Annotated in this window: 18 protein-coding genes and 1 riboswitch; of the genes, 6 read left to right on the top strand and 12 right to left on the bottom strand. The window is 68.6% G+C overall.

The window, feature by feature from the left end:
* Position 1: 1 nt before the first annotated feature.
* From BMY69_RS04125 to BMY69_RS04100, 6 genes are all read right to left on the bottom strand, one after another.
* Complete coding sequence (locus BMY69_RS04125) at positions 2 to 340, bottom strand: hypothetical protein (RefSeq protein ID WP_090056477.1); 339 nt, start codon at positions 338 to 340, stop codon at positions 2 to 4.
* Positions 337 to 870 (bottom strand): molybdenum cofactor guanylyltransferase, encoded by a 534-nt coding sequence (locus BMY69_RS04120; protein WP_143070379.1) that lies wholly within the window; start codon positions 868 to 870, stop codon positions 337 to 339. The genes BMY69_RS04125 and BMY69_RS04120 overlap by 4 nt, the downstream gene beginning before the upstream one ends.
* On the bottom strand, positions 867 to 2,063 hold the full coding sequence (locus tag BMY69_RS04115) for a molybdopterin molybdotransferase MoeA (protein WP_177191066.1): 1,197 nt from the start codon (positions 2,061 to 2,063) through the stop codon (positions 867 to 869). Before BMY69_RS04115 ends, BMY69_RS04120 begins: the two co-directional genes overlap by 4 nt.
* A gap of 148 nt (positions 2,064 to 2,211) precedes the next feature.
* The gene (gene fusA / locus BMY69_RS04110) at positions 2,212 to 4,284 is read right to left on the bottom strand and encodes an elongation factor G (protein ID WP_090175459.1); all 2,073 of its coding nucleotides are present in this window, start codon (positions 4,282 to 4,284) and stop codon (positions 2,212 to 2,214) included.
* 424 nt (positions 4,285 to 4,708) lie between these two features.
* On the bottom strand, positions 4,709 to 7,096 hold the full coding sequence (locus tag BMY69_RS04105; RefSeq protein WP_255364449.1) for a membrane-bound PQQ-dependent dehydrogenase, glucose/quinate/shikimate family: 2,388 nt from the start codon (positions 7,094 to 7,096) through the stop codon (positions 4,709 to 4,711).
* Positions 7,097 to 7,344: 248 nt separating this feature from the next.
* Positions 7,345 to 8,625: a glycosyltransferase gene (locus BMY69_RS04100; RefSeq protein WP_177191065.1), complete on the bottom strand. Its 1,281-nt coding sequence runs from the start codon at positions 8,623 to 8,625 to the stop codon at positions 7,345 to 7,347.
* An 84-nt stretch (positions 8,626 to 8,709) separates the two neighbouring features.
* Positions 8,710 to 8,928, top strand: a riboswitch (cobalamin riboswitch).
* Positions 8,929 to 9,116: 188 nt separating this feature from the next.
* Here BMY69_RS04100 and metE point away from each other — a divergent pair.
* The 3 genes from metE to BMY69_RS04085 all read left to right on the top strand — a co-directional run bounded on the left by metE (position 9,117) and on the right by BMY69_RS04085 (position 13,524).
* Entirely contained in the window at positions 9,117 to 11,408 is a 2,292-nt protein-coding gene (metE, locus tag BMY69_RS04095) for a 5-methyltetrahydropteroyltriglutamate--homocysteine S-methyltransferase (RefSeq protein WP_090175616.1), read from the top strand.
* Positions 11,409 to 11,671: 263 nt separating this feature from the next.
* Positions 11,672 to 12,892, top strand: coding sequence for a methionine adenosyltransferase (metK, locus tag BMY69_RS04090; RefSeq protein ID WP_090175456.1), 1,221 nt, complete (start codon positions 11,672 to 11,674; stop codon positions 12,890 to 12,892).
* 119 nt (positions 12,893 to 13,011) lie between these two features.
* A complete protein-coding gene (locus tag BMY69_RS04085) occupies positions 13,012 to 13,524 on the top strand; it encodes a DUF4142 domain-containing protein (RefSeq protein ID WP_090175455.1) in 513 nt (170 codons plus the stop codon).
* A 119-nt stretch (positions 13,525 to 13,643) separates the two neighbouring features.
* Here the strand turns inward: BMY69_RS04085 and BMY69_RS04080 are convergent, their stop codons facing one another.
* From BMY69_RS04080 to xylA, 5 genes are all read right to left on the bottom strand, one after another.
* The gene (locus BMY69_RS04080; protein ID WP_217642658.1) at positions 13,644 to 14,789 is read right to left on the bottom strand and encodes a sugar ABC transporter permease; all 1,146 of its coding nucleotides are present in this window, start codon (positions 14,787 to 14,789) and stop codon (positions 13,644 to 13,646) included.
* A gap of 28 nt (positions 14,790 to 14,817) precedes the next feature.
* Positions 14,818 to 16,365, bottom strand: a complete 1,548-nt coding sequence (locus BMY69_RS04075) for a xylose ABC transporter ATP-binding protein (RefSeq protein ID WP_090175453.1) — start codon at positions 16,363 to 16,365, stop codon at positions 14,818 to 14,820.
* 65 nt (positions 16,366 to 16,430) lie between these two features.
* Entirely contained in the window at positions 16,431 to 17,447 is a 1,017-nt protein-coding gene (gene xylF, locus BMY69_RS04070) for a D-xylose ABC transporter substrate-binding protein (protein ID WP_218143116.1), read from the bottom strand.
* Between the two features lie 31 nt (positions 17,448 to 17,478).
* A complete protein-coding gene (gene xylB, locus BMY69_RS04065) occupies positions 17,479 to 18,984 on the bottom strand; it encodes a xylulokinase (RefSeq protein WP_343124089.1) in 1,506 nt (501 codons plus the stop codon).
* A 13-nt stretch (positions 18,985 to 18,997) separates the two neighbouring features.
* Positions 18,998 to 20,314 carry a xylose isomerase gene (gene xylA, locus BMY69_RS04060; RefSeq protein WP_090175450.1) on the bottom strand — a complete coding sequence of 439 codons (1,317 nt, stop codon included), beginning with the start codon at positions 20,312 to 20,314 and terminating at the stop codon, positions 18,998 to 19,000.
* Between the two features lie 153 nt (positions 20,315 to 20,467).
* Between xylA and BMY69_RS04055 the strand changes: the two genes are divergently transcribed.
* The 3 genes from BMY69_RS04055 (at position 20,468) to BMY69_RS04045 (ending at position 24,669) form a co-directional block, all read left to right on the top strand.
* Positions 20,468 to 21,646 carry a XylR family transcriptional regulator gene (locus tag BMY69_RS04055; RefSeq protein ID WP_090056453.1) on the top strand — a complete coding sequence of 393 codons (1,179 nt, stop codon included), beginning with the start codon at positions 20,468 to 20,470 and terminating at the stop codon, positions 21,644 to 21,646.
* Between the two features lie 20 nt (positions 21,647 to 21,666).
* The gene (locus BMY69_RS04050; RefSeq protein ID WP_090175449.1) at positions 21,667 to 22,707 is read left to right on the top strand and encodes an aldose epimerase family protein; all 1,041 of its coding nucleotides are present in this window, start codon (positions 21,667 to 21,669) and stop codon (positions 22,705 to 22,707) included.
* A 90-nt stretch (positions 22,708 to 22,797) separates the two neighbouring features.
* On the top strand, positions 22,798 to 24,669 hold the full coding sequence (locus BMY69_RS04045) for an ATP-binding cassette domain-containing protein (RefSeq protein WP_090175447.1): 1,872 nt from the start codon (positions 22,798 to 22,800) through the stop codon (positions 24,667 to 24,669).
* Positions 24,670 to 24,893: 224 nt separating this feature from the next.
* Here BMY69_RS04045 and BMY69_RS04040 read toward each other — a convergent pair whose 3' ends face one another.
* A complete protein-coding gene (locus BMY69_RS04040; protein WP_090175446.1) occupies positions 24,894 to 26,873 on the bottom strand; it encodes a methyl-accepting chemotaxis protein in 1,980 nt (659 codons plus the stop codon).
* Positions 26,874 to 26,947: the final 74 nt, after the last annotated feature.

Genomic DNA, 26,947 nt, shown 5'->3' with positions numbered 1-26,947 from the left:
GTCAGCCCCGGCGCCGGCGCAGGCTGTCCTTCACGTCGACGTCGAAGCGCACGGTGGTCGCCACGGTGTCGTAGCCGGGAATGTCGAAGACGAGGCCGTCCTTGCTGGGCAGGCGCGACTGCAGGTCGCGCAACGCGCCGCGCGGCACGCCCATCCGCCACTCGTGCGCGTTCCCCGAGAGCGTGCAGGCCGGCCCGTCGGTGGCATCGATGGCGTAGCGCATCGTGAACGCGGTGCCGAAGGCCGTCGATCCGAGCAACGCGATGTCGTCGAGCAGTTCGGCCAGTTCGTCCTCGTCGATGCGGACGCGGACCGTATCTTCTTCGAGCTGTACCCTCATGCGTTCGCCTCGCGCCAGTCGTCGGGGGTGTTGCAGTTCATGAGTCGCCGCGGATCCAGACGATCCAGCGGCAGTGTGGTCGCACCGAGGCGCGCCTGCAACGCGGCGATCGAGCATTCCCTTCCGGGAAGACGCATCAGATCGTCGAGCGCCGCGCGGGCGGCCGCGTCCATCCTGATCCGCATCGGCAGTGGATGACCCTGCCAGCACGTCGTCGCTCGCATGCGCTCGGCGAGGAGCGGGGACAGGACCGCGTCGTCCAGGCGCGGCATGTCGACGGGCACGACGAGCCATTCGCCGTCCGGCAGCGCGAGCGCCGCGCTGGCGATGCCACCGACGGGGCCCGCGGCCGGCCAGCGATCGGCGATGCCGCCCTCGCGACCGCCGCTGATCGCGACGTGATCGGCGCCGGCGGCGACCAGAGCGCGCGACGTCCGGTCCAGCAACGTGAGCCCGTCGATCCGCAGCAGCGCCTTGTCCTCGCCCATGCGCGAGGATCGGCCGCCGGCGAGCACGAGCCCGAGGATCACGCGGCGTCCGCCGGATCGAGCGGCCACGCGTCGGCCGTGGCGCCGGACGCGGCGACGTTCGACAACCACGTCGTGGCCTGCGTGTAAGGAAGGATGCGGTAAGCCGCCTGCCCTTCCGCCAGATGCGCGACCTGCTGCCCGTCGCCATCGCAGGCGAGCGTGCCGAGCCCGAAATGGCGCGTGCCTTCCTTCGCCGGCATCGACGCCGCGAGGCGCACGCACGTGGGCGACTCGGGCGGGAGCCCGGCCATCGCGCGCAGCACGGGGCCGACGAAGAAGCGATACCCGACCGCCACGGCGATGGGATTGCCCGGCAGCGCGAGGACGAGCGGGCCATCGGCGAAGCGCGCGGCGAGCAGCGGCTTGCCCGGTCGGATGGCCACCTTGTGGAAGAGTTCGCGCGCGCCGAGGGAGGCCAGCGCCGCGGGGACGAAGTCGAAACGTCCGGCGGACACCGCGCCCGTGGTCACGACGAGGTCGGCGCCCTCCTCCAGCGCACGCCGCATCGCGAGGACGAACGCGTCGCCGGTGTCGGGCACACGGGTACGACCCAGCCACTCGACGCCCCAGTGCGCGAGGCTCGCGGCAAGGAAGGGTCCATTGGAGTCGTGAATACCCGCGGGCGGCAGCGGTCCGGGCGCGTTGAGCTCGCTGCCCGTCGTGATCACCGCCACGCGCGGTCGCCGCACGACGTCGACCTCTTCGATACCGAGCGCCGCCAGCAGCATGATCGCCGCGGCGTCGATCCGGCGTCCCGCCGCGAAAGCGCGCGCACCCACCGCGATGTCGGCGCCCGCGTGACGCACGTTCTGGCCGCGACGTTCGTCGGCGAGGAAACGCACACGCTCGCCCTGACGCTCGCTACGCTCGACCGGAACCACGGTGTCGAAGCCCTCCGGCATCCGCGCGCCCGTGGCGATTTCGCAGGCCTCCGCTCCCGGCAACGCGTGCGCCGTATCGCCCGCCGCCTGCATGGCCGCGACGGCGAACGAGGAACCCGCGGGAACGATGTCCGATGCAGCGCGCAGCGCGTAGCCGTCCATCGCGGCGTTGTCGAACGACGGCAGGGCCAGGGGACTGATCACGTCACCTGCGAGGAAACGTCGCGCGGCCGCGTCGATGGCGACGGTTTCGCGACCGAGGGGCGCCGCGGTATCCAGTAGCAGCGCGAGGGCGTCGGGATAGGAAATCATGGAGCGCAGCGTAACCCGCCGGCGCATGATTTGGGCGGGTTGGGCGGCACGCGAAGAACGCATCCGCGAGCGCGCTTCCCGCTAAACGCGGGTGAACTCGCGCAAGACAGAACGTGCCGGGGTGCTCTCGCACCCCGGCACGCCTTCATTACGCGCTACGACGCGCCGCGTCCTGCGTCGCGGCCGGGCGGTACGCGTGGAACGCCACCGTCGCGGACGCGCGGCCCTGGCTGAGCGACCGCAGCGCGGTGCTGTAGCCGTCCAGTTGCGCCAGCGGAACGTCGGCATCGATCTCCGTGCGCTCCTGCCGATCGACCAGGTTGACGATCTGGCCGCCACGACGCTGCAGGTCGCCCAGCACGTCGCCCACCGCCGCGCCCGGCGCGCTGACCGACACCCGCATCACGGGCTCGAGCAACACGGTGCCGGTCGCCTCCAGCGCCGCCTTCACCGCGAGCTGCGCGGCGCGATGGAACGCCATCTCGTTCGAGTCCACCGCGTGCGCCTGGCCGTCCAGTACCGCCACCGCCGCGCCCACCACGGGATACCCGCGCGGACCCTCGATCAGTGCCGACGACACGCCCTTCTCCACGGCGGCCTGGAACTGCTTCGGGATCACGCCGCCCGTCGTGCGGTCCTCGTACGCGTTCGCGTCGTCGCCCGTCGGGGCGATCGACAGCACCACGCGCGCGAACTGACCGCTACCACCGGTCTGCTTCGCCAGCTTGCCTTCGACGGGTCCGGAAGCCCGGGCCGGCGTCTCCTGATAAGCCACGCGTGGCGAGCCGGTGCGGACCTGCACGCCCCATTCGCGACGCAGGCGCTCGACCATCACCTCGAGGTGCAGCTCACCCATGCCCCAGACCAGCGTTTCGCCGGTATCGGGATCGGTGCCCACGCGGAAGGACGGATCCTCCTGCGCCAGGCGAGCCAGGCCGTTGCCGAGCTTGAGCAGGTCGGCCGAACGCTCGGGCGAGAGGCGCCAGGACAGCACGGCCGGCTGCGCCTGGATCGTCTCCAGCCGCACGGGGTGATGCGCATCCGACAGCGTCTCGCCCGTGGCCACATCCTTCCAGCCCGCGATGGCGACGATATCGCCCGCTTCCGCGACCTCGACGGCCTCGGTGTCTTCCGCGCGCACGACCGCCAGCCGACCGATGCGCTGGACACGGTCGGTGCCGCTGCGCCACACGGCGTCGCCGACGTGCAGGCGGCCCGAGTAGACACGGATGAACGCCAGCGGGCCGTGCGCCTGGTTGACGACCTTGAAGACGAGCGCCGCGAGCTTCGCGTCCGCGTCGGGCGCGATCGTCTCGTCGCCGTGGTCCGTATGCGCGACGACCGCGGGGCGATCGACGGGCGACGGCAGGTACGCGACGAGCGCGTCGAGCAGCGGCTCGATGCCGACGTTGCGGAACGCCGAACCCGGAAGCACCGGCGAGCCGGTACCGGCCAGCGTGCCGCGGCGCAACGCCGCGGTCAGCGCCTCCGCGTCGATGGGCTGTTCGGCGAGCCACAGTTCGGCGAGCGTTTCGTCGCGATCGGCGACCGCGGCCACGAGTTCGGCGCGCGCGTCGGCGTGCGCGGCACGCTCGTCGGCGTTCCACGCGTGCACGGACGGCGTGCCGGCGTCGTCGAAACGCCAGGTGCGCTCGGCGACGAGGTCGACGAGACCCACGATGTGTTCGCCCTCGATCACGGGACGCGCGACGACCCACGGATTCGTACCGAGCTTCTCGCGCATCTGCGCGACGACGGCGTCGAAGTCCGCGCCGGGGCGATCCATCTTGTTGATGAACGCCATCAACGGCACGCCGTGACGGCGCGCCTGGTGCCACACGGTTTCCGATTGCGGCTGCACGCCGGCGACGCCGGAGAACACGGTCACCGCGCCGTCGAGCACGCGGAGCGAACGCTCCACCTCGATGGCGAAGTCGATGTGCCCGGGCGTGTCGATCAGCGTGAGGCGATGCGGAAGGCCGCCTTCCGGCGTCCAGTTCGCGCGCACGGCGGCGGCGCCGATCGTGATGCCACGCTCGCGCTCGAGTTCCATGTGGTCGGTGGTGGTCGCGCCGTCGTGCACCTCGCCGGTGCGATGGATCGTGCCGGTCTTGTAGAGCAGGCGCTCGGTGAGCGTGGTCTTGCCCGCATCGACGTGCGCGATGATGCCGAGGTTGCGCCAACGGTCGACGGGGATACGGGTTTCGCGGGTGGTACTCATGACAAACGGATTCCTGTTCGGGGTTCGCCAGGGATAAGCATCGACGTCGGGCGAGGCACTCCCCGGATCCGTCGCCGCCCCTGGCTCGAGCGCGGCGATCAGGTCCGGGGGTCGCGGCAGTTCTTCATGACACGGACACTCCGGTGTGGGCTTGCATGGAAAAAGGACAAAAAAAAGCACCCTCGCGGGTGCTTTCGGTGTTCTTCGAGGACGAGAGACGTCTTACGACGATATCCCGCCTGGCACGGAACGCGCGCACCCGCGACGCGCCCATGGGGCGATCGGTGGGACGTTCAGCAGATCGTGCTTGCAGCGGAACATGGTGGGTCTCTTCGGCTCGGGAGGCGACGCGTGTCGCCAGGGTAGCAGCAAGATGGGGTGGCCCGAATCCGTTTCAAGCCCCCCGAGAATCGACTCGTCGCGGTCATGGCAGGGCGTACGCCACGACATAATCGCCGGACTTCGTGCCCAGCCCGCTGTGGCCGCCCGCGGCGATGACGATGTACTGCTTGCCGTTGACCGAATAGGACATCGGGTTCGCCTGGCCGCCGGCCGGAAGGCGCGCTCGCCATAGCTCCTTGCCGGTGCGCTCGTCGATCGCGCGGAGGTAGTTGTCGGCGGTCGCGCCGATGAATACGAGGCCGCCGCGCGTCGTCATGTTGCCGCCGATGTTGAAGATGCCGGTGGGCAGCGGCGCGTTGACGTGCGTGCCGAAGGGGCCCGTGTCGCGCGTCGTGCCGAGCGGATGTTCCCAGACGAGCTTGTGCGTGACCAGATCGATCGCCGCGAGCGTGCCCCACGGCGGCGGATTGCAGGGAACGCCGAGCGGATTCAGCCACGGATGGACCTTTCCGACGTACGGCGTCCCGTATTGCGGCGCGAGGCCGCCACCCACCTTGGGCTCGTTGCCGGACCCGTCCCACGGCTTCACCAGACCGCGTTCTTCGGCCGGACCGCGCGGCGCGAGGCTGATGATGAACGGAATGTAGTTCGCGTTGGCGATGAGCAGCTTGTTGTACGGATCGATCGACGCGCCGTGCCAGTCGATCACGCCGTCGAACGCGGGATACACGATCGTATCCTTCAGTTGCGGTGGCGTGAACTGCCCCTCGTACGCCGCCTTGCGGAACTCGATCCGGCACATCAGCTGGTCGAAGGGCGTCGCGCCCCACATCTGCTGTTCCGTGAGGTCCTTCGGCGTGAGCGACGGCATGCCCACCGAATACGGCTGTGTCGGGGACGTCCTGTCGCCCGGCACCGCGTTCTGCGGCACCGGCTTCTCCTGGACCTCGGTGATGGGCGTACCCGTGCGACGGTCGAGCACGAAGAACTCGCCCCGCTTCGTGGTCTGCACCAGCGCGGGGATCGTGCCTCCCTTGGGATCGGGCAGGTCGACGAGCGACGGGCCGACCGGCACGTCCATGTCCCACAGGTCGTGGTGCGTGTTCTGGTAAACCCATCGCGGTGCCCCGGTTTCGATGTCCAGCGCCACCGTGGAGCTCGACACCTTCTCGTCGAAGTCGCGCCGATGGCCGCCGAAGTAATCCGGGGTCGCGTTGCCCATCGGCAGGTACACCATCCCGAGGTCGGGATCGGCGGTGTAGACGCCCCATGCGTTCGGCGTGCCGCGTGTCAGCTGCTCGTTCGGGCCGGGCGTCCAGTTCTGCGGATCGTGGCCGACGTCCCAGGCCCACACCAGCTTGCCGCTGAGCGGATCGAACGCGCGCACGGCGCCGGACGGCTCGCCCTCCGCCTGGTTGTCGTAAACCCAGCCGCCCAGGATCACGCGATCCTTCAGCACGAGCGGCGGCGAGGTGACGAAATGGAAGCCCGCCGGCACGTGACCGAGGTACTGGGTCAGCGACACGAAGCCGTGCTCGCCGAAGTCCTCGCAGGGTTTTCCGGTCTCGGCGTTCAGCGCCATCACGCGCGCGTCCAGCACGGGCGCGATGATGCGGCGCGGACAGTCGGTCGCCGTGCCCGGCGGGGCCTCGTAATAGGCGACGCCACGACATGCGAGGTAGACGTCGGCGTCGGTATTCGCCTTCGGATCGAAGGTCCACTTCTTCTGACCCGTCGCCGCGTCGAACGCCACGACCCAGCTGTGACCCGTGCACACGTAGAGCGTGTCGCCCACCTTGATGGGCGTGTTCTCGAAATTGAATTCATGACCCGCGTCGGTACCGCCCTGGTCTTCGCCCGGCCGCATCGTGTCGCCGGTGCGCGCCGTCCACGCCACCTTGAGGTCCTTCACGTTCTTCGTGTCGACCTGGTCCAGCGGCGAGAAGCGGTCGCCGCGCGGCGTGCGGCCGTAAAACCGCCAGTCGCCGTCGGCGACCGACGCGTCGTGCCCACCCGCGTCGTTGCGCAAGGTGGCCTCGCCCCGCGTGCCGACGGGCTGCATGAAGCCCGCCACGCCGACGCCGAACGCGAGCACGACCGCGACGACGACCGCCGCACCCGCGCCGCGCGACGGCACCAGTTTCCGTCGTACCCACGGCATCAGGAGGTAGATACCGAGCAGCACGGGGACGAGAAGTCGAGGCTCGAGTTGCCACCCGACGAAGCCGACTTCGCCGATGGCCCACACGGTGGTGCCGAGCAGCAGCAGCGCGTAGAGCCACAGCGCCGTCGACGATCCGCGTATCAGCAACACACCCGTCGCCGCGACAGCGAGGCCGGCGATCAGGTAGTAGAAGCTACCGCCGAGTGCGACGAGCCACGCGCCGCCGAACGCGAGCGCGAGTCCGATGACGGCGATCACGGCGCCCATGATGCGCGGCGGGCGGTGTGAACGAATGATGGGTGACATGGCATATCTCCGGTGCGCGACGCGGTCGTACGCGTCGCGCCCGATGCCGCGTGGTGAACGTCCAAAGATAAGCATGGCAGGTATATCCCGCGTGTACGCGTCGCGTTCGCAGGACGACGATCTTCGGGTGCACGATCTTGCGAGGACACGCGGGCACCCACCGCCGATGCGATCGGCTACCACCCTTCGGCAGGCAGCGTGTGGGAGCCGATCGTATCGGCGATCCCGCGGCAGCGGGCACGCCTTTCTCAGCGCTCTCGCATGGCGGCCTCGATCGCATCGGCCGCCACGCGCGCACCGTCCTCGCGCTGGATCACGCGCGCGGCGTCCGCGGCACGACGCGTCACCGCATCGTCGCCCAGCACTTCGCGCAGCAATGCCGCCGCGCGATCCGCCCGATAGCGCGACGCGCGCAGCACACGCCCGACGCCGAGCCGCTCGACGCGCGCCGCGTTGTCAGGCTGGTCGAAGCCGTGGGGCACGACGAGTTGCGGGCGTCCCGCACGAAGCGCTTCCTGCGTCGTGCCCACGCCACCGTGATGCACGACCGCCGCCGCGCGCGCGAACAGCGCGCCATGCGGCGCGTATTCCTGCATGAGGACACCTTGCGGCAACGCCGCCGGAAGACGCGCGCGCATCTCGGGCGATCCGGTCAACAACACCGCGCGCCGCCGCAGCGCGACGGAGGCCTCGATGCTTTCCCGCAGGAACGACGCCCCGGCGTGCACCGCGGCCGAGCCCAGCGTGTAGACGATCGGCGCGTCGCCCGCGTCGAGGAACGCGGCGAGTTCCGGCGCGAGCCGGTCGCCGCCGGGCGCGTAACGGCACTGCCCGGTGATACGCGTTCGCGCCGGCGCATCCGGCGGGGGCTCGCCGAGCAGCGGGGAGTACATCGCGAGGACGCCGTCGCGCGCGTGCTGTCCCTGATGGAACGGATCGCCCCACGGAGAAACCGGCGGCAGTCCCAACGACACCCTGAAATCGCGTACCGGGCGCGTCCATGGCGCCGTGACGGTGCGCGCGAGGCGGCCCAGCCATCCGCCGCGCCGTGGCGAACCGCGCAGGAACGTGTCGAGCCACGCGTAACCCGTCGCAGGCGGGTCCCATGCGGAAAGGAAGACGGCCGGCGACAGCACGGCCGAGAGCCATGCGAGCCGCCCCGTCTCGCCGATGATCTGCCCGGCGAACGCCAGCGTCGTCGTGACGATCGCATCGGCCTCCGCGCAGACGGGAGCGAGCGCGGCGTAACTCGCCGCGACGTCCGCCGCGGCTAGATCGCGCACGACGAAACGCGGTCCGCGCAGGGGATGGAACGCGCGGGCCGCGAAGGCCGCCTTGTCCTCGGGTTCCGCGATCCCGCTCGCAAGCAGGAAGGCGAGTCCCGCCGCCGCGACGGCCTCCCGGTGGATCGCATGCGCGGCGACCGTGACCCGGTGCCCGCGCGCGACCAGCTCGCGCCCGACGGCCAGGAACGGAAACAGGTCGCCCTGCGACCCGACCGTGGCCATCACGATGTGTCGTCCCGCCATGCCTCGCTCCTTTGCCGACCGGGGCATTCTCGCGGCTATCGCGTGCACGGCGCGCGCGCATTGACTTGCCGGCCGTCGACGACTACCTTGCCGGCTGCCAGCGGTCTTTATCTCGATATTCGAATAGAGAGATAAAGCTAAGAGGGAAGCCGGTGCGATTCCGGCGCTGCCCCGCAGCGGTATGTGGAGACGAACCCGTCACAGGCACTGGATCGATGGCGATCCGGGAAGCGACGGGCGAGGCGACGCCCCACGGCGTCACATCCACGAGCCCGAAGACCTGCCGCCGGCCGGAGCGCATGCGTCGTCATGGACGCGTCCGTTCCGTCCGACCTGGGTGCCGTCGAAGACGGGCGCCCGGTTCGCCCGCGGGGGCGAAGGTCGACGGCCATCCCTCATGACGCGGCCCACCGGCACGCATCGCGCGCGGGTGGACGGCGGTGCGTGGGCGGCCGCCCTTCCCTCCTCTTTTCCCCGAAGAGGATCCATGCATCCCACACGTCACCTACCCCGGATTTCCCCGCATCGGCCGACGCCGCGAATTGAAGCGCGCGCTCGAAGGCCACTGGAAGGGCGAAATTTCCGCCGATGAACTGCAATCCGTGGCGCGCGAACTGCGCCTGCGGCATTGGTCGCTCGCTCGCGAGGCGGGCGCCGATAGCGTGCCGGTGAACGACTTCTCGCTCTACGACCACGTGCTCGACGCCGCCGTGACGGTCGACGCCATTCCGCCGCGCTACCGGCGGTTGCAGGAGCAGGATCCGCTGGCGGGCTACTTCGCCATGGCGCGCGGACACCAGGACGATACGTTCGACCTGCATGCGCTCGAGATGACGAAGTGGTTCGACACCAACTACCACTACATCGTGCCGGAGCTGTCCGCGGAACAGACGTTCCGCGCCCGGCCGGCCAAGGCGGTCGCCGAATTCCGCGAGGCCATGGCCGCGGGGCACGTGGCGCGCCCGGTGCTGCTGGGACCGGTCACGTTCCTTCGTTTGTCCAAGACCGTGGACGGCAGCGATCCGCTCGCCCTCCTCGACGCGCTGCTGCCCGCGTGGATCGACGTGCTTCACGCGCTGGCCGACGCCGGGGCGGACTGGGTGCAGGTCGACGAGCCCGCGCTCGTCCTCGATATCGACGAACCGACGCGCGAGGCTTACCTCCACGCGTATGCGCGCATCGCGGAACGCTCGCGCGTTCGCATCCTCCTCGCCACGTATTTCGGCGACCTCGGCGACAACGTCGACCTCGCCGCCTCGCTGCCGGTCGCGGGCATCCATGTCGACCTCGTCCGCGGTGCCGCGTCGGTCGATGCGTTGATCGACGCGTTGCCCCGCGACACCGTGCTTTCCGCCGGCATCCTCGACGGACGCAACATCTGGCTCAGCGCGCCCGAGGCTGTCCTGCCCCGCGTCGTGGCACTGCGCGATCGCCTCGGCGACGAACGTCTCTGGCTCTCGACATCGTGCTCGCTGTTGCACGTTCCGATCGATGCGTCGGAAGAGAAGCGGCTGCCCGGCGACATCGGTGCGTGGCTGTCGTTCGCGCGGCAGAAGATCAGCGAGTTGCGTCGTTACGCCGACGCCGTCGCCGGATCGGCCGGCGCGCGCGACGTGCTACACCGGCAGCAGGCGATCGTGGCGCGGCGCCTCGCGTCGCCGGACGTCGTGCGCGCCGATGTGCGTGCGCGTGTCCGTGGCCTCACGCCTCAGTTCACGCAGCGACGTTCGGCCTATGCCTTCCGCGCCGCGGTCCAGCGGGAGCGATTCGCCCTGCCCGACCTGCCGACGACGACGATCGGCTCCTTTCCGCAGACCGCCGAATTGCGCAACGCCCGCGCCGCGCACCGCGCCGGCAGGCTCGACGACGCGTCGTACGCCGAGGTGCTGCGCGACGAAGTACGTCGCGCCGTGCGCTTCCAGGAAGAAGCCGGCATCGACGTGCTCGTGCATGGCGAGCCCGAGCGCAACGACATGGTCGAATACTTCGGCGAGCAGCTGGCGGGCTTCGCGTTCACGTCGCTGGGCTGGGTGCAGAGCTACGGCTCGCGCTGCGTGAAGCCGCCGGTCATCTACGGCGATGTCGCCCGTCCCGCGCCCATGACCGTGGCGTGGTCCGCGTACGCCCAGTCGCTCACCGACCGGCCGATGAAGGGGATGCTCACGGGCCCTGTGACGATGCTGCAGTGGTCGTTCGTGCGGGACGACCTGCCGCGCGACGAGGTCTGCCGACAGATCGCCCTCGCGCTGCGCGACGAGGTGCACGACCTGGAAAAGGCGGGCATCGGCATCGTGCAGATCGACGAGCCGGCGTTGCGCGAAGGCCTGCCGCTGCGACGCGCGGCGTGGTCGGCCTACCTCGCCTGGGCGGTGGACGCTTTCCGCATCACGGCGGGCGGCGTCAGCGACGGCACGCAGGTCCACACCCATATGTGCTACTCGGAGTTCAACGACATCATCGAGGCGGTCGCCGCGATGGACGCGGACGTGATCTCGATCGAGACGAGCCGCTCGCGGATGGAGCTGCTCGAGGCCTTCACGACCTTCCGCTACCCGAACGGGATCGGCCCCGGCGTCTACGACATCCACTCCCCGCGCGTCCCGGCGGAGGCCGAAATGGCCGACCTCGTTGCCAGGGCGCTCCAGGTCCTGCGCCCCGACCAGCTCTGGATCAACCCGGACTGCGGCCTGAAGACCCGCGGCTGGCCAGAGGTCGCCGAGGCGCTGAAAGGCATGGTGACGGTGGCCCGGGCGGCAAGGGAGCGCCTGGCGGCCACGATGTAGCTTCGTACCCCTGTAGGAGCGGACCTGGCCGCGACAGCCGTTCGCGTCAGTCCCGGAGTTCGCGCGCCAGCTCCAGGACCGCGGCGAAAGACTGTCGCGGCCAGGTCCGCTCCCACGGGTCCGCTCCCACGGCGGCGCGCCCTGAACATCCATGCAACCGTCACCCCGCGGGGGTACCCTTCCCCCTGCAATCCGGACCGGGGGCGTGTATCATGGCGCGCCCCATTTATCTCTTTATCCGTAAAGAAGGATATATCCCAGCGATGAGCAACTACCTCTTCACCTCCGAGTCGGTCTCCGAAGGCCATCCGGACAAGATCGCCGACCAGATCTCGGATGCGGTCCTCGACGCGATCCTTGCCCAGGACCCGCGCGCGCGCGTGGCGTGCGAGACGCTGGTGAAGACCGGCGTCGCCATCGTCGCGGGCGAGATCACCACCAGCGCGTGGATCGACCTCGAAGCGCTCACCCGCAAGGTCATCCTCGACATCGGCTACGACAGCTCGGAAGTCGGCTTCGACGGCGAGACCTGCGGCGTGCTGAACCTCATCGGCAAGCAGTCGCCGGACATCAACCAGGGCGTCGACCGCAAGAAGCCGGAAGAACAGGGCGCGGGCGACCAGGGCCTGATGTTCGGTTACGCGACGAACGAGACCAGCGAATACATGCCGGCCGCGATCCACTACGCGCACCGCCTCGTCGAGCAGCAGACCAAGGTCCGCAAGAAGAAGAACTCGCCGCTGCCGTGGCTGCGCCCGGACGCGAAGAGCCAGGTCACCCTGCGCTACGAGAACGGCGAGGCCGTCGCCATCGACGCCGTCGTGCTCTCCACGCAGCACGATCCGGACGTCAAGCAGAAGGACCTCATCGAAGGCGTGCGCGAGCTGATCCTGAAGCCCGTGCTGCCGGCGAAGCTCCTGCACAAGGGCACGAAGTTCCACATCAACCCGACCGGCAAGTTCGTCATCGGTGGCCCGGTGGGCGACTGCGGCCTGACCGGCCGCAAGATCATCGTCGACACCTACGGCGGCTGGGCCCGTCACGGTGGTGGCGCGTTCTCGGGCAAGGATCCGTCGAAGGTCGACCGTTCGGCCGCCTACGCCGCGCGTTACGTCGCCAAGAACATCGTCGCGGCCGGCCTCGCCGACCGTTGCGAGATCCAGGTCAGCTACGCCATCGGCGTCGCCGAGCCCACCTCGATCTCCGTGACCACGTTCGGCACCGGCAAGATCTCCGACGAGAAGATCGAGAAGCTGATCCGCAAGCACTTCGACCTGCGCCCGTACGGCATCATCAAGATGCTCGACCTGGTGCACCCGATGTACCAGCCGACCGCCTCGAACGGTCACTTCGGCCGCAAGCCCTACGAGATCACCGACAAGAACGGCAACACGTTCACGGCGTTCTCGTGGGAGAAGACCGACAAGGCCGAAATCCTGCGCGATGCCGCGGGCCTCGGCGCGACGGTCGCGCGCCGGAAGTAAGCGACGCTTCAAGCCGTACGAAAGGGCGCCTCCGGGCGCCCTTTTTTGGCCTGTGGGCCTCACGGCGGTTTCATGGGCGGGGTGCGACATAAGGGCCTTCGTCACCGGAGACCCAACCCATGATCCGCATCCTGTCCACCGCCCTCCTCGCCACCGCTCTGTCGTTCGCCGCGCAGGCCCAGGACAAGGATTCCCAGGGCGGGACGGCGACCGACGCCGGATTCTACAAGAACGCCTCCGCCGCGGGCGTGACCGAGGTGGCCGCGAGCGAGATCGCGCTCAAGCAGTCCACGTCGAAGGCGGTCAAGAGCTTCGCGCAGACCATGGTCACGGACCATACGAAGGCGAACGACGAGCTGAAGGAACTGAAGTCCGGCGACAAGGGCTACTCGATCGCGCACGAGCCGACCCCGGAGGGTTCGAAGATGATCGACGCCCTGTCGCGGCTGAACGGTGCCGACTTCGACCGCGAATACCGCAAGATGATGATCGCCGACCACGAGGAGGCGGTGGCCATGTTCGAGGTCGAGATCGAGAAGGGCTCGAGCCCCGAGCTGAAGGCGTTCGCTAAGAAGACCCTGCCGACCCTGAAGCACCACCTGCAGGAAGCGAAGGCGCTGCCGCAGAAGTGAAGCGATGAGGGGATCGTGCGCTGCGATCGCCGATGCGATCGGCTCCCACCCCTTCGGTCGGCGGCCTGCTACCGGAGGGTGGGAGCCGATCGTATCGGCGATTGAAGCTTGCGGAAGAATCAGGCGTTGCGATTCGACCCGGAGAGCACGTCGACCCACACGGCCAGCACCAGGATCACGCCCTTGATGATCAGCTGCCAGGAATTGTCGACGTCCATCAGCTGCATGCCGCTGTCGAGGCTGGCCATGACCAGCGCGCCGATGAGCGCGCCGTAGACCGTGCCCGAACCGCCGCGCATCGACGTGCCGCCGATGAAGCAGGCGGAGATCGCGTCGAGCTCGGCGCCCGTGCCGGCGGACGGCGAGCCCGAACCGGTGCGGGCCACGGTGATGATGCCCGCGAACGCGCACATCAGGCCCATGATCGCGAAGACCACGAGCTTCACGCGGGCGACGTTCACGCCGGACAGGCGCGTGGCTTCCATGTTGCCGCCCACGGCGTAGATGTGGCGGCCGAAGACGGTCTGCGTCGACACGTAAGTGAACACGGCCAGCAGCGCCAGCAGGATCATCACCGGGATGGGGATGCCGTTGGCGTCGTTGAGCACGCGTACGAAGCCGAAGATGAAGGCGCCGATCGCGACGAGCCGCGCGACGTCGATCCAGGTGGCGGCCTGCTGCAATCCCAGCGACGCACGGCGCATGCGACGGCGGACCGTCAGCGCGACCATGGCGAGGAAGATGAAGGCGCCGATCCACACCGACAGGACCGGCGGAACGAAGCCCTGACCGAGCGCGATGAGGTCGTCCGGCGCGGGAGCGATCGTGGAACTGCCGGTCAGATAGAGCACGAGGCCGCGGAACGCCAGCATGCCGCCCAGGCCGACGATGAACGACGGGACGCGCATCTTCGTCACGACGAAGCCGTTCAACGCGCCGATGACCAGGCCCAGCGCGAGCACAGCGGCGATGGACGGCCAGGTGCCCCAGCCCATGTTCACGGTGAGGATGGCGACGACGCCGCCGAGCAGCCCGAGCTGCGAGCCGATCGACAGGTCGATCTCGCCGGCGATGATGATGAACACCATGCCACAGGCGAGCATGCCCGTGATCGCCATCTGCCGGAACAGGTTGGACAGGTTGCCAGGCGTCACGAAGGCCTGGTCGGTCTTGATGTGGAAGAAGAGCCAGATCAGCGCGACCGCGATGAGCAGCGCGAGGATCTTGTAGCGGACGAACAGTTGCTGGACTTTCTGGGCCTGCATGGAAGGCTTCCTGGTAACGCGAATGGGGTCAGGCGGCGTGTGCCGGCCCTTCGGCGGCATGGGAGATGGCGGCGGCGAGCACCTGCTCGGAGGTCAGGCCGACGTTCGGGAAGTTGCCGCGAAGCTTGCCCTCGCCCACCACGAGCACGCGATCGCTCACGCCGAGCACCTCGGGCATCTCGGACGAGACCATGATGATCGCGACGCCGCGTGCGGCGAGTTCGAACATCAGCTTGTAGATGTCGTACTTGGAACCGACATCCACGCCGCGCGTGGGCTCGTCGAGGATCAGCACCTTGGGCTCGGGCAGCAGCATCTTGGTCAGGACGGCCTTCTGCTGGTTGCCGCCGGACAGGCCGACGATCGCCAGTTCGGGACTCGCCGTCTTCACACGCAGCCGTTTGATCTCGGCATCGACCACCTGCATTTCCGCCTGCCGGTCGATCTGGCCGGCACGGGCGAAATGCGACAGCGTGGCGAGGGTGATGTTGTCGCCCACCCCCAGCAGCGGGACGATGCCCTGGCGCTTGCGGTCCTCGGGAACGAGCGACAGGCCCGCCTTGATCGCCTGTTCGGGGCTGCGCACCTTGACCGGCTTGCCCTCGATGACGACCTCGGCCTCATAGCGGCCCGGATAGGCGCCGAAGATCGCGGAAACGAGTTCCGTGCGACCGGCACCGACCAGTCCGGCGATGCCGACGATCTCGCCGCGGCGCACCTCGAACGAGATGTCGTCGACGCGCTTGCGGTTCGGGTTGGCCACGTCCCAGCAGGTGACATGACGGGCCTCGAAGATCACCTCGCCGATGTCGTGCTCCACCTTCGGGAACAGGTTTTCGATGTCGCGGCCGACCATCGCCGTGATGATCGAGTGCGTGGTCATCTCGCTCATCGGCTTCGTCACGATGTGCTTGCCGTCGCGGATGACGGTGACCGTGTCGCAGACGCGCGCCACCTCGTCGAGCTTGTGCGAGATGTACACGCACGCGACGCCGTCGCGCTTGAGATCCTCGATGATCGACAGCAGCGTGTCGGTCTCGGCGGAGGTCAGCGACGACGAGGGCTCGTCGAGGATGAGCAGGCGCGCGTTCTTCGCGAGCGCCTTGGCGATCTCGAAGAGCTGCTGGTAGCCGCCGCCGTAGTTCATCACCGGGGCGGCCACGTTGACGTCCTTCAGCTTCAGCCGCGCGAGCAGCGCCTCGGCCTGAGCGTACATGGCGTCGTAATCCATGACGCCGCCGAACTTGCGGATCTCGTTGCCGAGGAAGATGTTCTCCGCCACCGACAACTGCGGCACCAGCATGAGTTCCTGGTGGATGATGACGATGCCGGCCTCTTCACTGTCGCGCACGGAGTACGCCTTGAGCGGCTTGCCGTCGAACAGGATCTCGCCTTCCCAGGTGCCGTACGGGTACACGCCGGAGAGCACTTTCATCAGGGTCGACTTGCCGGCGCCGTTCTCGCCGCACAGGCCGACGCATTCGCCCGGCCGTACGGCCAGGTCGATGCCATTGAGCGCGCGCACGCCGGAGAACTCCTTGACGATCTGGCGCATCTCGAACAGGTATTCGCTCACCGCGTTCTTCCTTCTTTCACGAGCGACGCCCCGCAAAATGCGGGGCGCCGCCGGTATCGCCTGACTTACGGGCCAACCTGCGCCTGGGTGTAGAAGCCGTCCTTCACCACGAGGTCGACGTTCGCCTTGGTCAGTTCGGTCGGGGTCAGGAGGATGGTATCGACATCCTTCTTGCCGTTGTTCATCTTCGAGGTGAACTTCGGCGTGCCGCCCTTGGCCAGGTCGACCGCGAGGTTCGCGGCGTCCGTCGCGATCGCCTTGATCGGCTTGTAGACGGTCATCGTCTGCGTGCCGGCCTTGATGCGCTTGATCGCGGCGAGGTCGGCATCCTGGCCCGACACGGCGACCTTGCCGGCGAGCTTCTGGCCGTTGAGCGCCGCGATCGCGCCGCCGGCGGTGCCGTCGTTCGAGGCGACGATGCCCTGGATGTTGTTCTTGTTGGCGGTCAGCGCGTTCTCGACGATGGTCTGCGCGTTCGTCGCGAGCCACTCGTTCGTCCACTGCTGGCCCACGATCTTCACCGCGCCGCTCTTGACCAGCGGATCGAGCACCTTCATCTGGCCCTCGCGGAGGATCTTGGCGTTGTTATCGGTGGGCGCGCCGCCGAGCAGGAAGTAGTTGCCCTTGCCGCCCGTCGCGTTGACGACGCCCTGCGCCTGCATCTGGCCGACCTTGTCGTTGTCGAACGAGATGTACGCGTCGACGTCGGCGTTGAGGATAAGGCGATCGTACGAGATCACCTTGATGCCGACCTTCTTCGCCTCGGCCACCACGGTGGTGAGCGTCTTGGCGTTGAACGGCACGATGACGATGACGTCCACCTTGCGCGAGATCAGGTTCTCGATCTGCTGGATCTGCTTCTGCTCGTTGGCGTCGGCGGACTGCACCGAGACCGTCGCGCCCTTCGCTTCGGCCGCGGCCTTGAAGTAGTCGCGATCGCGCGTCCAGCGTTCGACGCGCAGGTCGTCGATGGAGAAACCGATGACGGGCTTGTCCTTGCTCGCATGCGCCTGCGGCGTCGCGAATACGCCGGCGGCGATCATCGATACGGCAAGCACCGTGTGTAGGGCCTTCTGCTTCATGCTCGTCTCCATGGGTCTATGGAATCGCCCGTCAGTGCGGGCGGAAATCGTCGCCGGGAATGGCGTCGGCGTATAGCGGTTTCAGTCGTTCGTAGGATCGGCGGAACAAAGGGTGGCGCGTTTGCAGGAAATAAGCATGACGCGCTGCATCGGGCTCGCGCGCGGCGGTGATCGCGGGCATCGGGCACACGTCGTCGAGCGACGCGCCCGGTTCGACCGCCAGGCGCGCCAGCCGGGCGGCGCCGAGCGCCGGACCGACCTCTCCGCCGCTGCGCAGCACGAGGCGCTTGCCGAGGATGTCGGCCAGCATCTGCGTCCAGTAGGCGCTGCGCGAGCCACCGCCGATCACGGTGATCTCGTCGGCGACGAGGCCCGTCGACTCCACGGCCAGGAGGCCGTCGAGCAGGCCCAGCCCCACGCCTTCGAGCGTCGCGTTGGCGAGGTCCGCGCGATCGGTGTCGGGCCCCAGGTGCGTGAACGAACCACGGACGTGGGCGTCGTTGTGCGGCGTGCGTTCGCCCGTGAGGTAGGGCAGGAACAGCGGACCGTGTTTGGCGAGTCCCCGCGCTTCCGCCTCGGCGAGCAACGCTGGGACATCGGGCAACCCCGTGAGGCGCGCCGTGAAATCGAGGCAGGTCGCGGCGTTGAGCATCACCGACATCAGGTGCCAGGTGTCGGGCAGCGCATGGCAGAAACTGTGGACGGCCTGCTCGGGACTGGCCCGGAAGCCATCGGATACCGCGAAGTACACGCCCGACGTGCCGAGCGAAAGCATGGCCTGACCGTCGCGCACGATACCGACGCCCACCGCGCCCGCGGCGTTGTCGCCACCGCCGGCGGCGACGGGCACGGTATCCATGCCCCAGCGGTCCGCCAGTTCGCGACGCAGGCGGCCGGTCGGCTGGCTCCCTTCGAACACCTCGGGCATGTGCGAACGGTCGAGGCCCGTCGCCGCCAGCATGGCGTCGCTCCACTGCCGGCGCCGCACGTCGAGCCACAACGTGCCGGCCGCGTCGGAGGCGTCCGTCGCGTACTCGCCTGTGAGGCGAAGGCGCAGGTAATCCTTGGGCAGCAGCACTTTCGCCACGCGCGCGAAGACGTCGGGCTCGTGGCGGCGGACCCACGCGAGCTTCGGCGCGGTGAAGCCGGGCATCGCGAGGTTGCCGGTGATCTCGCGGAAACCCGGCACACGCTCGAGCTCGGCGCACTCGACGTCCGAGCGGCCGTCGTTCCAGAGAATCGCCGGGCGCAGGACGTTATCGGACGCGTCGAGCAGCGTCGCGCCGTGCATCTGCCCGGACAGGCCGATCGCCGCCACGCGGCGCGCATCGACGCCCTTGAGAACATCCGCAACGGCCGATTCGGTGGCCGCCCACCATGCCGCGGGATCCTGCTCGGACCAGCGCGGATGGGGGTGCGACACCTGCAACGGGCTGGAAGCGGTGGCGCGCACCGCTCCCGCCTCGTCCATGAGGACGGCTTTCACCGATGACGTGCCCAGGTCGATGCCGAGGTACATGCGTTCCTGCGCTTCCATGTCGGGTTCCATATCAACCGTAGATATAACGGTTCACGATGTTTTCGAGCAACTCCTGCTGCCCCGACACATGCTTCGGGTGGATGTCGCGCGCGACCGCATCGTCCGAAAGCGAAGCCAGCGTGAAACCGCCATCCAGGATCTTCTTGCCGAACGCATCGTCCCATCCGGCGTAACGCTTCGCCTTGAAGTCGGCCAGCGCGTCGCGCTCGATCATCTTCGCCGCGCGCTCCAGGCTCAGCGCCAGCGCGTCGATCGCGCCGATGTGGCCGTGGAAGAGATCTTCCGCCGCATGGCTCTGGCGGCGCACCTTCGTGTCGAAGTTGAAGCCACCGGTGGTGAAGCCGCCGGCCTTCAGGATCTCGTAGGTGACGAGCGTGAGTTCCTCGACGCTGTTCGGGAACTGGTCGGTGTCCCAGCCGTTCTGCGGATCGCCGCGGTTGGCGTCGATGGAGCCGAACACGCCGAGCGCGATCGACGTGGCGACCTCGTGGTGGAATGAGTGGCCGGCGAGCGTCGCGTGGTTCGCCTCGAGGTTCGTCTTCACCTCGTTCTCGAGGCCGAACTCCTTGAGGAAGCCGTACACGGTCGCCGTGTCGTAGTCGTACTGGTGCTTGGTCGGCTCCTGCGGCTTGGGTTCGATGAGGATCGTGCCCTTGAAGCCGATCTTGTGCTTGTGCTCGATCACCATCCGGAAGAAGCGGCCCATCTGCTCGCGCTCGCGCTTCAGGTCGGTGTTGAGCAGCGTGTCGTAGCCCTCGCGGCCGCCCCACAGCACGTAGTTGGCACCACCGAGGCGATGCGTCGCTTCCATGGCGTGGCGCACCTGCGTGGCCGCGTAAGCGAACACGTCGGGCTGCGGGCTGGTGGCGGCACCCGCGGCGTAGCGCGGATTGCTGAACAGGTTGGCGGTGCCCCAGAGCAGCTTCACGCCGGTCTCGGACTGCTTGCGCTCCAGCACGTCGACCATCGCCGCGAAGTTCTCGCGGTACTCGGCCAGGCCGTTACCTTCCGGCGCGACGTCGGTGTCGTGGAAGGTGTAGAACGGGGTGCCGAGACGGGTGAAGAAATCGAACGCGGCGTCGGCCTTCTCGCGCGCCTTCGCCATCGGCTCGCCGGCCTGCTGCCACGGGCGATCGAAGGTGCCGGCGCCGAACACGTCCGAGCCCGGCCACACGAAGGTGTGCCAGTAGCAGGTCGCGAGGCGCAGGTGGTCCGCCATGGTCTTGCCGAGCACGACCTTCTTCGGATCGTAGTGGCGGAAGGCGAGCGGGTTCTCGCTGCCGGTGCCCTCGTAACGGATCGGGGCGATGCTGGAAAAGTACGACATAACAATTCCTTGACGAACGTGGGGACGAATCCCGACGATCCTGACGATCCGGGGCCTGCGCGCGCAATTGCGATTTCCGCTGGGGCGAAAAGCATTTTCAATGCCGCGCTGCGTCATGGTCGGCGGCGCCGATCCCTGCTACTTTCACCGGTCATGAAACCGCACCGCATCGCCCTGCTGTTCAACGCCAACAAGGTCTACGACCGCCAGGTGATCGCCGGCATCGGCCATTACCTGAACAGCACGCGCGTGGAATGGGACCTCTTCATGGAAGAGGATTTCCGCACCCGCATGCGCGACATCCAGCAGTTCCGTGGCGACGGCATCATCGCGGACTTCGACGATCCGGAAGCCCCCGAAGCCCTGCGCGACCTGCACATTCCGGTCGTGGCGGTCGGCGGCTCCTACCACGACCCGTCCGCGTACCCGGTCGGCATTCCGTACATCGCCACCGACAACGCCCGGCTGGTGCGGCTCGCCTACGATCACCTCATCGAGCAGGGCCTGGGCCGTTTCGCCTTCTATGGCATTCCCCCGCATCCCGGCAGCCGCTGGGCGCAGGAGCGCGAGCACGCGTTCCGCGCGATCGTCGCGGAGGAAGCCGTCGACGCCGTGGTCTACGACGGCGCGTCCACGAGCGCCGGCGGCTGGGGCGAGGCGGTCGAGGCGCTGGTCGCGTGGCTCGACGCCCTGCCCAAGCCCATCGGCATCGTCGCGGCCACCGACGCGCGCGCCCGCCAGCTGCTGCAGGCCTGCGTGATCGGCGACTTCGCCGTGCCGGAACAGATCGCGATCGTGGGCATCGACAATGACCCCATGGCGCAGCTGCTGACGCGCATCCCGCTCACCTCGGTGATCCAGGGCGCGGAAGAGATGGGTCGCACCGCCGCGCACCTCCTGCACCAGATGCTGCGTGGCGTGGACTGCTCGACCACGCGCGTGCTCGTGCCGCCCGTCGGCATGAACGTGCAGGTCTCGAGCCGCTACCAGCCGATGCGCAGCCCTCACGTGATGCGCGCCAGCCACTACATCCGCCAGTACGGATGCCTCGGCATCAAGACCGAGCAGGTGGCGGACTACGTCGGCGTCTCGCGCACGGTGCTGGAAGAGCACTTCAAGCGGGAGCTGAAGCAGACCGTCCACCAGGTGATCCTCAAGCACAAGCTCGACACCGCCTGCGACCTCATCGCGAACACCGACACGCCGTTGGCCGACGTCGCGCTGCGCTGCGGCTTCACGTCGCTGCAATACATGTATGCGGTATTCCGGCGCGAGTACGATTGCACGCCGCGCCAGTACCTCGACCTCCATCGCAAGGCGGCGGCCACCTGACCGCCTCCACGGATCGTTCCATGCCCGTTTCCACCGCCACCGCCTGGGGCCAGCTTCCCGACGGCACACCCCTGCACCGCTGGACCCTGCGCAACGCGCGCGGCGGCCAGGTCGAGATAAGCGACCTCGGCGCCACGCTGCTCTCGTGGCAATCGCCCGATCGCCATGGCCGCCTGGGCGAGGTGGTGCTCGGGCATCCCACCGCGCAGCATTATCTGGATTCCAACGCGTACATGGGCGCCGTGGTCGGGCGCTGGGCCAACCGCATCCGCGGCGGCCGGTTCCGCCTGGACGGCATCGACTACAAGGTCGACCGCAACGACGGGGGCAATCACCTGCACGGTGGCCACGACGGGTTCCATCGCCATCGCTGGGACGCCGATACCAATGGCGACGATCTGGTCCTGCGGCTGGTGTCGCCCGAGGGCGACGGCGGGTTCCCGGGCGAGGTGCGCGTGGATCTGCGCGTCCGGCTCGAGGACGACGGGACGCTGGACCTGCGCTACGAGGCGACCAGCGACGCGCCGACGCCCCTTAGCCTGACCGCGCACCCGTACTTCAACCTCAACGACCGGCGCCCCGACATCCGCGATCACGTGATCCGCATCGACGCCGACGAGTTCCTCGCGATCGACGCCGGCGCCATCCCCGTCGGCCGGCAACACGTGGCCGGCACGGCGTTCGATTTCCGTGAGCCCGCGCCGATCGGCTCGCGGCTGCACTGGCCCGACCCGCAGCTGCGCCTCGTGGGCGGCTTCGACCATTGCTACGTCCCGCGCGGTCCGGCGGGCACGCTGCGCACCGTGGCGGTCGTCACCGAGCCCTCCAGCGGCCGCCGCCTGACCATCGACACCGACCGCCCGGGCCTGCAGTTCTACAGCGGGCAGAAGCTGACCGGCCAGACGAGCCGCCATGGCGACACCTACGGGCCGTTCGCCGGATTCGCGCTCGAAGCCCAGGCGTTCCCGGACCAGGTGAACGGGCCGGACGCGGACGGCGCGATCCTGCGGCCGGGCGTGGTCTGGCGCCAGCACACGCGGTACAGGGTCGATACGCCCTGATCGCCGATACGATCGGCTCCCACCCTCCGGTCGACACGTCCCCAGGCCGGGTGGGACGCCCGCCACAGCCTCAACGGGTAGAATGGGCGGATGTCATTAATCCAATTGCTCAACGTCGACTTCAGCGTCGGCGGCCCGCTCCTGCTCGAACAGGTCGATCTTTCCCTCGATACCGGTGAGCGCGTCTGCATCGTCGGCCGCAACGGCGCCGGCAAGTCCACGCTGCTGAAGCTCATCGCGGGCGAGCTGCATCCCGACGACGGCGAGATCCGCCTGCAGGGCGGCACGCGCATCGCGCGGCTCACGCAGGAAGTGCCGCAGGACACCACGGGCAGCGTCTTCGACGTGGTGGCGGACGGCCTCGGCGAGCTCGGCCACCTGCTCGCGCGCTACCACCACCTGATCGAGCAGGGCGACATGGACGCCCTCGGCGACGTCCAGGCGAAGATCGAGGCGCAGAACGCCTGGGATCTGGATTCCCGCATCGAGCAGGTCATCGAGCGGCTGGAGCTGCCCGCGCACAGCGACTTCTCCGAGCTGTCGGGCGGCATGAAGCGTCGCGTGCTGCTCGGCCAGGCGCTGGTGCGCGATCCGAACCTGCTCCTGCTCGACGAGCCGACGAACCATCTCGACATCGAAGCCATCGCCTGGCTCGAGGGCTTCCTCAAGAGCTTCGGCGGCAGCATCGTCTTCATCACCCATGACCGCAGCTTCCTGCGATCGCTCGCGACGCGCATCGTCGAGATCGATCGTGGCCAGGTCACCAGCTGGCCCGGCGACTACGACAACTACCTGCGCCGGCGCGAGGAACGCCTGCACGCCGAAGCCCAGGCCAACGCGCACTTCGACCGCAAGCTGGCGCAGGAAGAGGTCTGGATCCGCCAGGGCATCAAGGCACGCCGCACCCGCAACGAGGGTCGCGTCCGGGCGCTGAAGGCGCTGCGTCGCGAGCGCATGGAGCGCCGCGAGCAGGCGGGCAACGCGAAGATCACGCTGGCCACCGCGCAGGCGTCGGGCCGCAAGGTGATCGACGCGAAGCACGTGACCCAGGCCTATGGCGGCCGCACGCTGCTGCGCGACTTCTCGACCACCATCATGCGCGGCGACCGCGTCGGCATCATGGGTCCGAACGGCGCCGGCAAGTCCACGCTGCTGAAGATCCTGCTCGGCGAGCTGGTGCCGCAGGAAGGCGAGGTCACGTTGGGCACGGGCCTGCAGATCGCGTATTTCGATCAGCACCGTTCCATGCTCGACGACCGCATGAACGCGCTGGACAACGTGGCCGAAGGCCGCGAGTACATCGAGCTCAACGGACAGCGCAAGCACATCATCGGATACCTGCAGGATTTCCTGTTCTCGCCCGAGCGCGCCCGAGCGCCGATCACGCGCCTCTCGGGCGGCGAGCGCAACCGTCTCCTGCTCGCGAAGCTGTTCGCGCAGCCGTCCAACCTGCTGGTGATGGACGAACCGACCAACGATCTCGACGTCGAGACGCTGGAGTTGCTGGAAGAACTGCTCAACGACTACACCGGCACGCTGCTGCTCGTCTCGCACGACCGCGACTTCATCGACAACGTCGTGACGAGCACGCTGGTGCTGGAGGGCGACGGCGAGGTCGGCGAGTACATCGGCGGCTACAGCGACTGGCTGCGACAGAAGCCCGTGGTGGCGGCGGCCCGGCAGGCGGCGAAGGCCGCCGCGCCGGCGCCCGCTCCGGCTCCCGCGCCTGCCGTGGCCGCGGCGAAGAAGAAGCTTTCGTTCAAGGAACAGCGCGAGCTGGAGCTGCTGCCCGCGAAGCTCGAAGCGCTGGAATCGGAAATCGCCCGCCGGACCGAGGCGATGAACGATCCGAAATACTTCCAGCAGGACGCCGCGGCCATCACGCGCGGCAACGACGAGCTGGCGAAGCTGCAGGCCGAACTCGATGCGGCGTTCGCGCGCTGGGAAGAGCTCGAGGGCTGAGGCGGCAGGCTTTCGTAGGAGCGCGCCCTGCGCGCGACATGTTTCGAGGCCAGGAGCCGCAGGGCCTGATCCTCTTCGCGAAAAACTGTCGCGCGCAGGGCGCGCTCCTACGGCCGGCCGTGTCGCTGCCCTGTGCGCGACATGTTTCGAGGCCAGGAGCCGCAGGGCCTGATGCTCTTCGCGAAAGACTGTCGCGCGCAGGGCGCGCTCCTACGGGTTTCGCGCTACAGGCGGAACACCTCGACCACCCGCGAGAGCTCGGCCGCCTGGTCTTCCAGGCTCTTCGCCGCGGCGGCCGCTTCTTCCACGAGCGCGGAATTCTGCTGCGTGGAATCGTCCATGCGCGACACCGCGTGGTTGATCCGGCCGATCTGTTCGGACTGCTCGCCCGACGCGCGGCTGATGTTGCCCATCAGGTCCGCGACATCGCGGATGCGGCCGATCACGATCGCCATGTTCCGTCCGGCCTCCGTCACTAGGCCGTGCCCCGCGTCGACGCGGCCGACCGATTCGCCGATGAGCGAGGCGATCTCCTTCGACGCCGACGAACTGCGCTGCGCGAGGTTGCGCACCTCTTCCGCGACGACCGCGAAGCCCTTGCCCTGCTCGCCCGCGCGCGCGGCCTCCACCGCTGCGTTCAGCGCGAGGATGTTCGTCTGGAAGGCGATGCCGTTGATGATGTCGACGACGTCGGCGATCCGCTGCGACGACGCCTGGATGCCGTTCATCGCGTCGACCGCCTCCTGCATCGCACCGGCCTCCTGCTGCACCGCCACGCTCGCGTCGGTCGCCAGCGCGCTGGCTCGCGCCGAATGGCCGGCGTTGTCGCGCACCGTGCGCGTCAGCTGATCCAGGCTGGCCGCGGTGAGCTGCAGTTCGTGCGCCTGGGCCTCGGTGCGGGTCGACAGATCGGCGTTGCCCGCAGCGATTTCGGACGTGCTGCCCGCCATGCTCGCCGCCGCCTTGCGCACGGAACGCGCGATGTCGCCGAGCCCGTCGCCGATGCCGTCGATGGAACGCATGAGCTGGCCGATCTCGTCGCGCCGCGTGGAGTCGAGCCGTGCCGTGAGGTCGCCTTCCGCGAGCCGGCGCGCCGCTTCGACGGCCTGCGCGAGCGGCCGCGTGACCCGGCGGCGAATGGCGACGAAGACGAGCACCGCCAGCACGGCGACGAGCGCGATGCTGGTCGCGGCGGCGATACCGCGCATGCGACGCACCGGCGCGTACAGCTCGTCCATGTCGGCGATGCCGGCCACCAGCCAGTGCCACGCCGGATCGGTCGCGTAGACGGCCAGGCGCTCGACGCGCGTGCCGTCCACGTCGAGGCTGTAGCGCAGTTCGCCGGTACTCCCCGACAGCATCCGGCCGAAGACCGGCTGACCCTCGGCATCGAGCACCTTCAGCGCGGCGCCCGGCACCGCGGCGGCGCCCTTGAGCGAGGGGTCCACCACGAACGTGCCGTAGCGCTTGCCCGCCGCGGCGTCGACGACGGCGTAGTAACCGTTGCGGCCGATGCGGATCCCCGCGATCTCGTCCTGCAGCGCCTTCATCTCCTTACCGATCTCCACGCCGATGAAGAACGCGCCGAGCACGTGACCCGCCTGGTCCTTGATGGGCTCGTAGCGGGTGACGAAGGGACGATCGAACAGCACCGCCGGACCGCCGTACGACGCACCGGTGAGCAGCAGCGGGAAGGCGGGATGCGCATGGTCGATCGACGTGCCGACCGCGCGCGAGCCGTCCTCCTTCTTCAGCGACGTCGTCACGCGGATGAAGTCGTTGCCGTCGCGGACGAAGAGCGTCGCGACCACGTGCGCACGCGCCGAGAATTCGTCCGTCAGGGTGAAGTCGTTGTTCAGCGGTTTCCCGTCATGCAACAGCTGCGGCACCGTATGGCCGGCCATGGTCACGCGGTGCGTGTCGTCCACCGTGAAGCGGCCGGGATAGTAGCTCTTGTAGACGTCCAGGAAACGGTCGGACTCGGCCAGCAGCGCGCCGCCGAACGTGTTCACCAGGGCGATGATGGCCCGGTTGCCGCGCGCGAGGTCTTCGCGCGCCCGCGCCTCCAGTTCCCGCGACGCCATCGTCGTGGTCGCCACCGTCAGCAGCGCGATGCCCACGGCGACGATGCCCACCACCAGCAGGTTGAGTCGCGCGCCGACGCTCATGCCGCGCCGGAGGGCGCGATCACCGTTCTCGTTCATGGAAAGCCTTCAGACCACACGGGCACGCGACGGTGCCCCGAACCGGCTATTACGGCAGGTCCGGGCCGGTCTTT

Source organism: Luteibacter sp. UNC138MFCol5.1, assembly GCF_900110505.1.
Taxonomy (GTDB): domain Bacteria; phylum Pseudomonadota; class Gammaproteobacteria; order Xanthomonadales; family Rhodanobacteraceae; genus Luteibacter.
The sequence above is the reverse complement of the archived record's forward strand: the minus strand, read 5'-3'. Positions and strand labels throughout refer to the sequence as shown.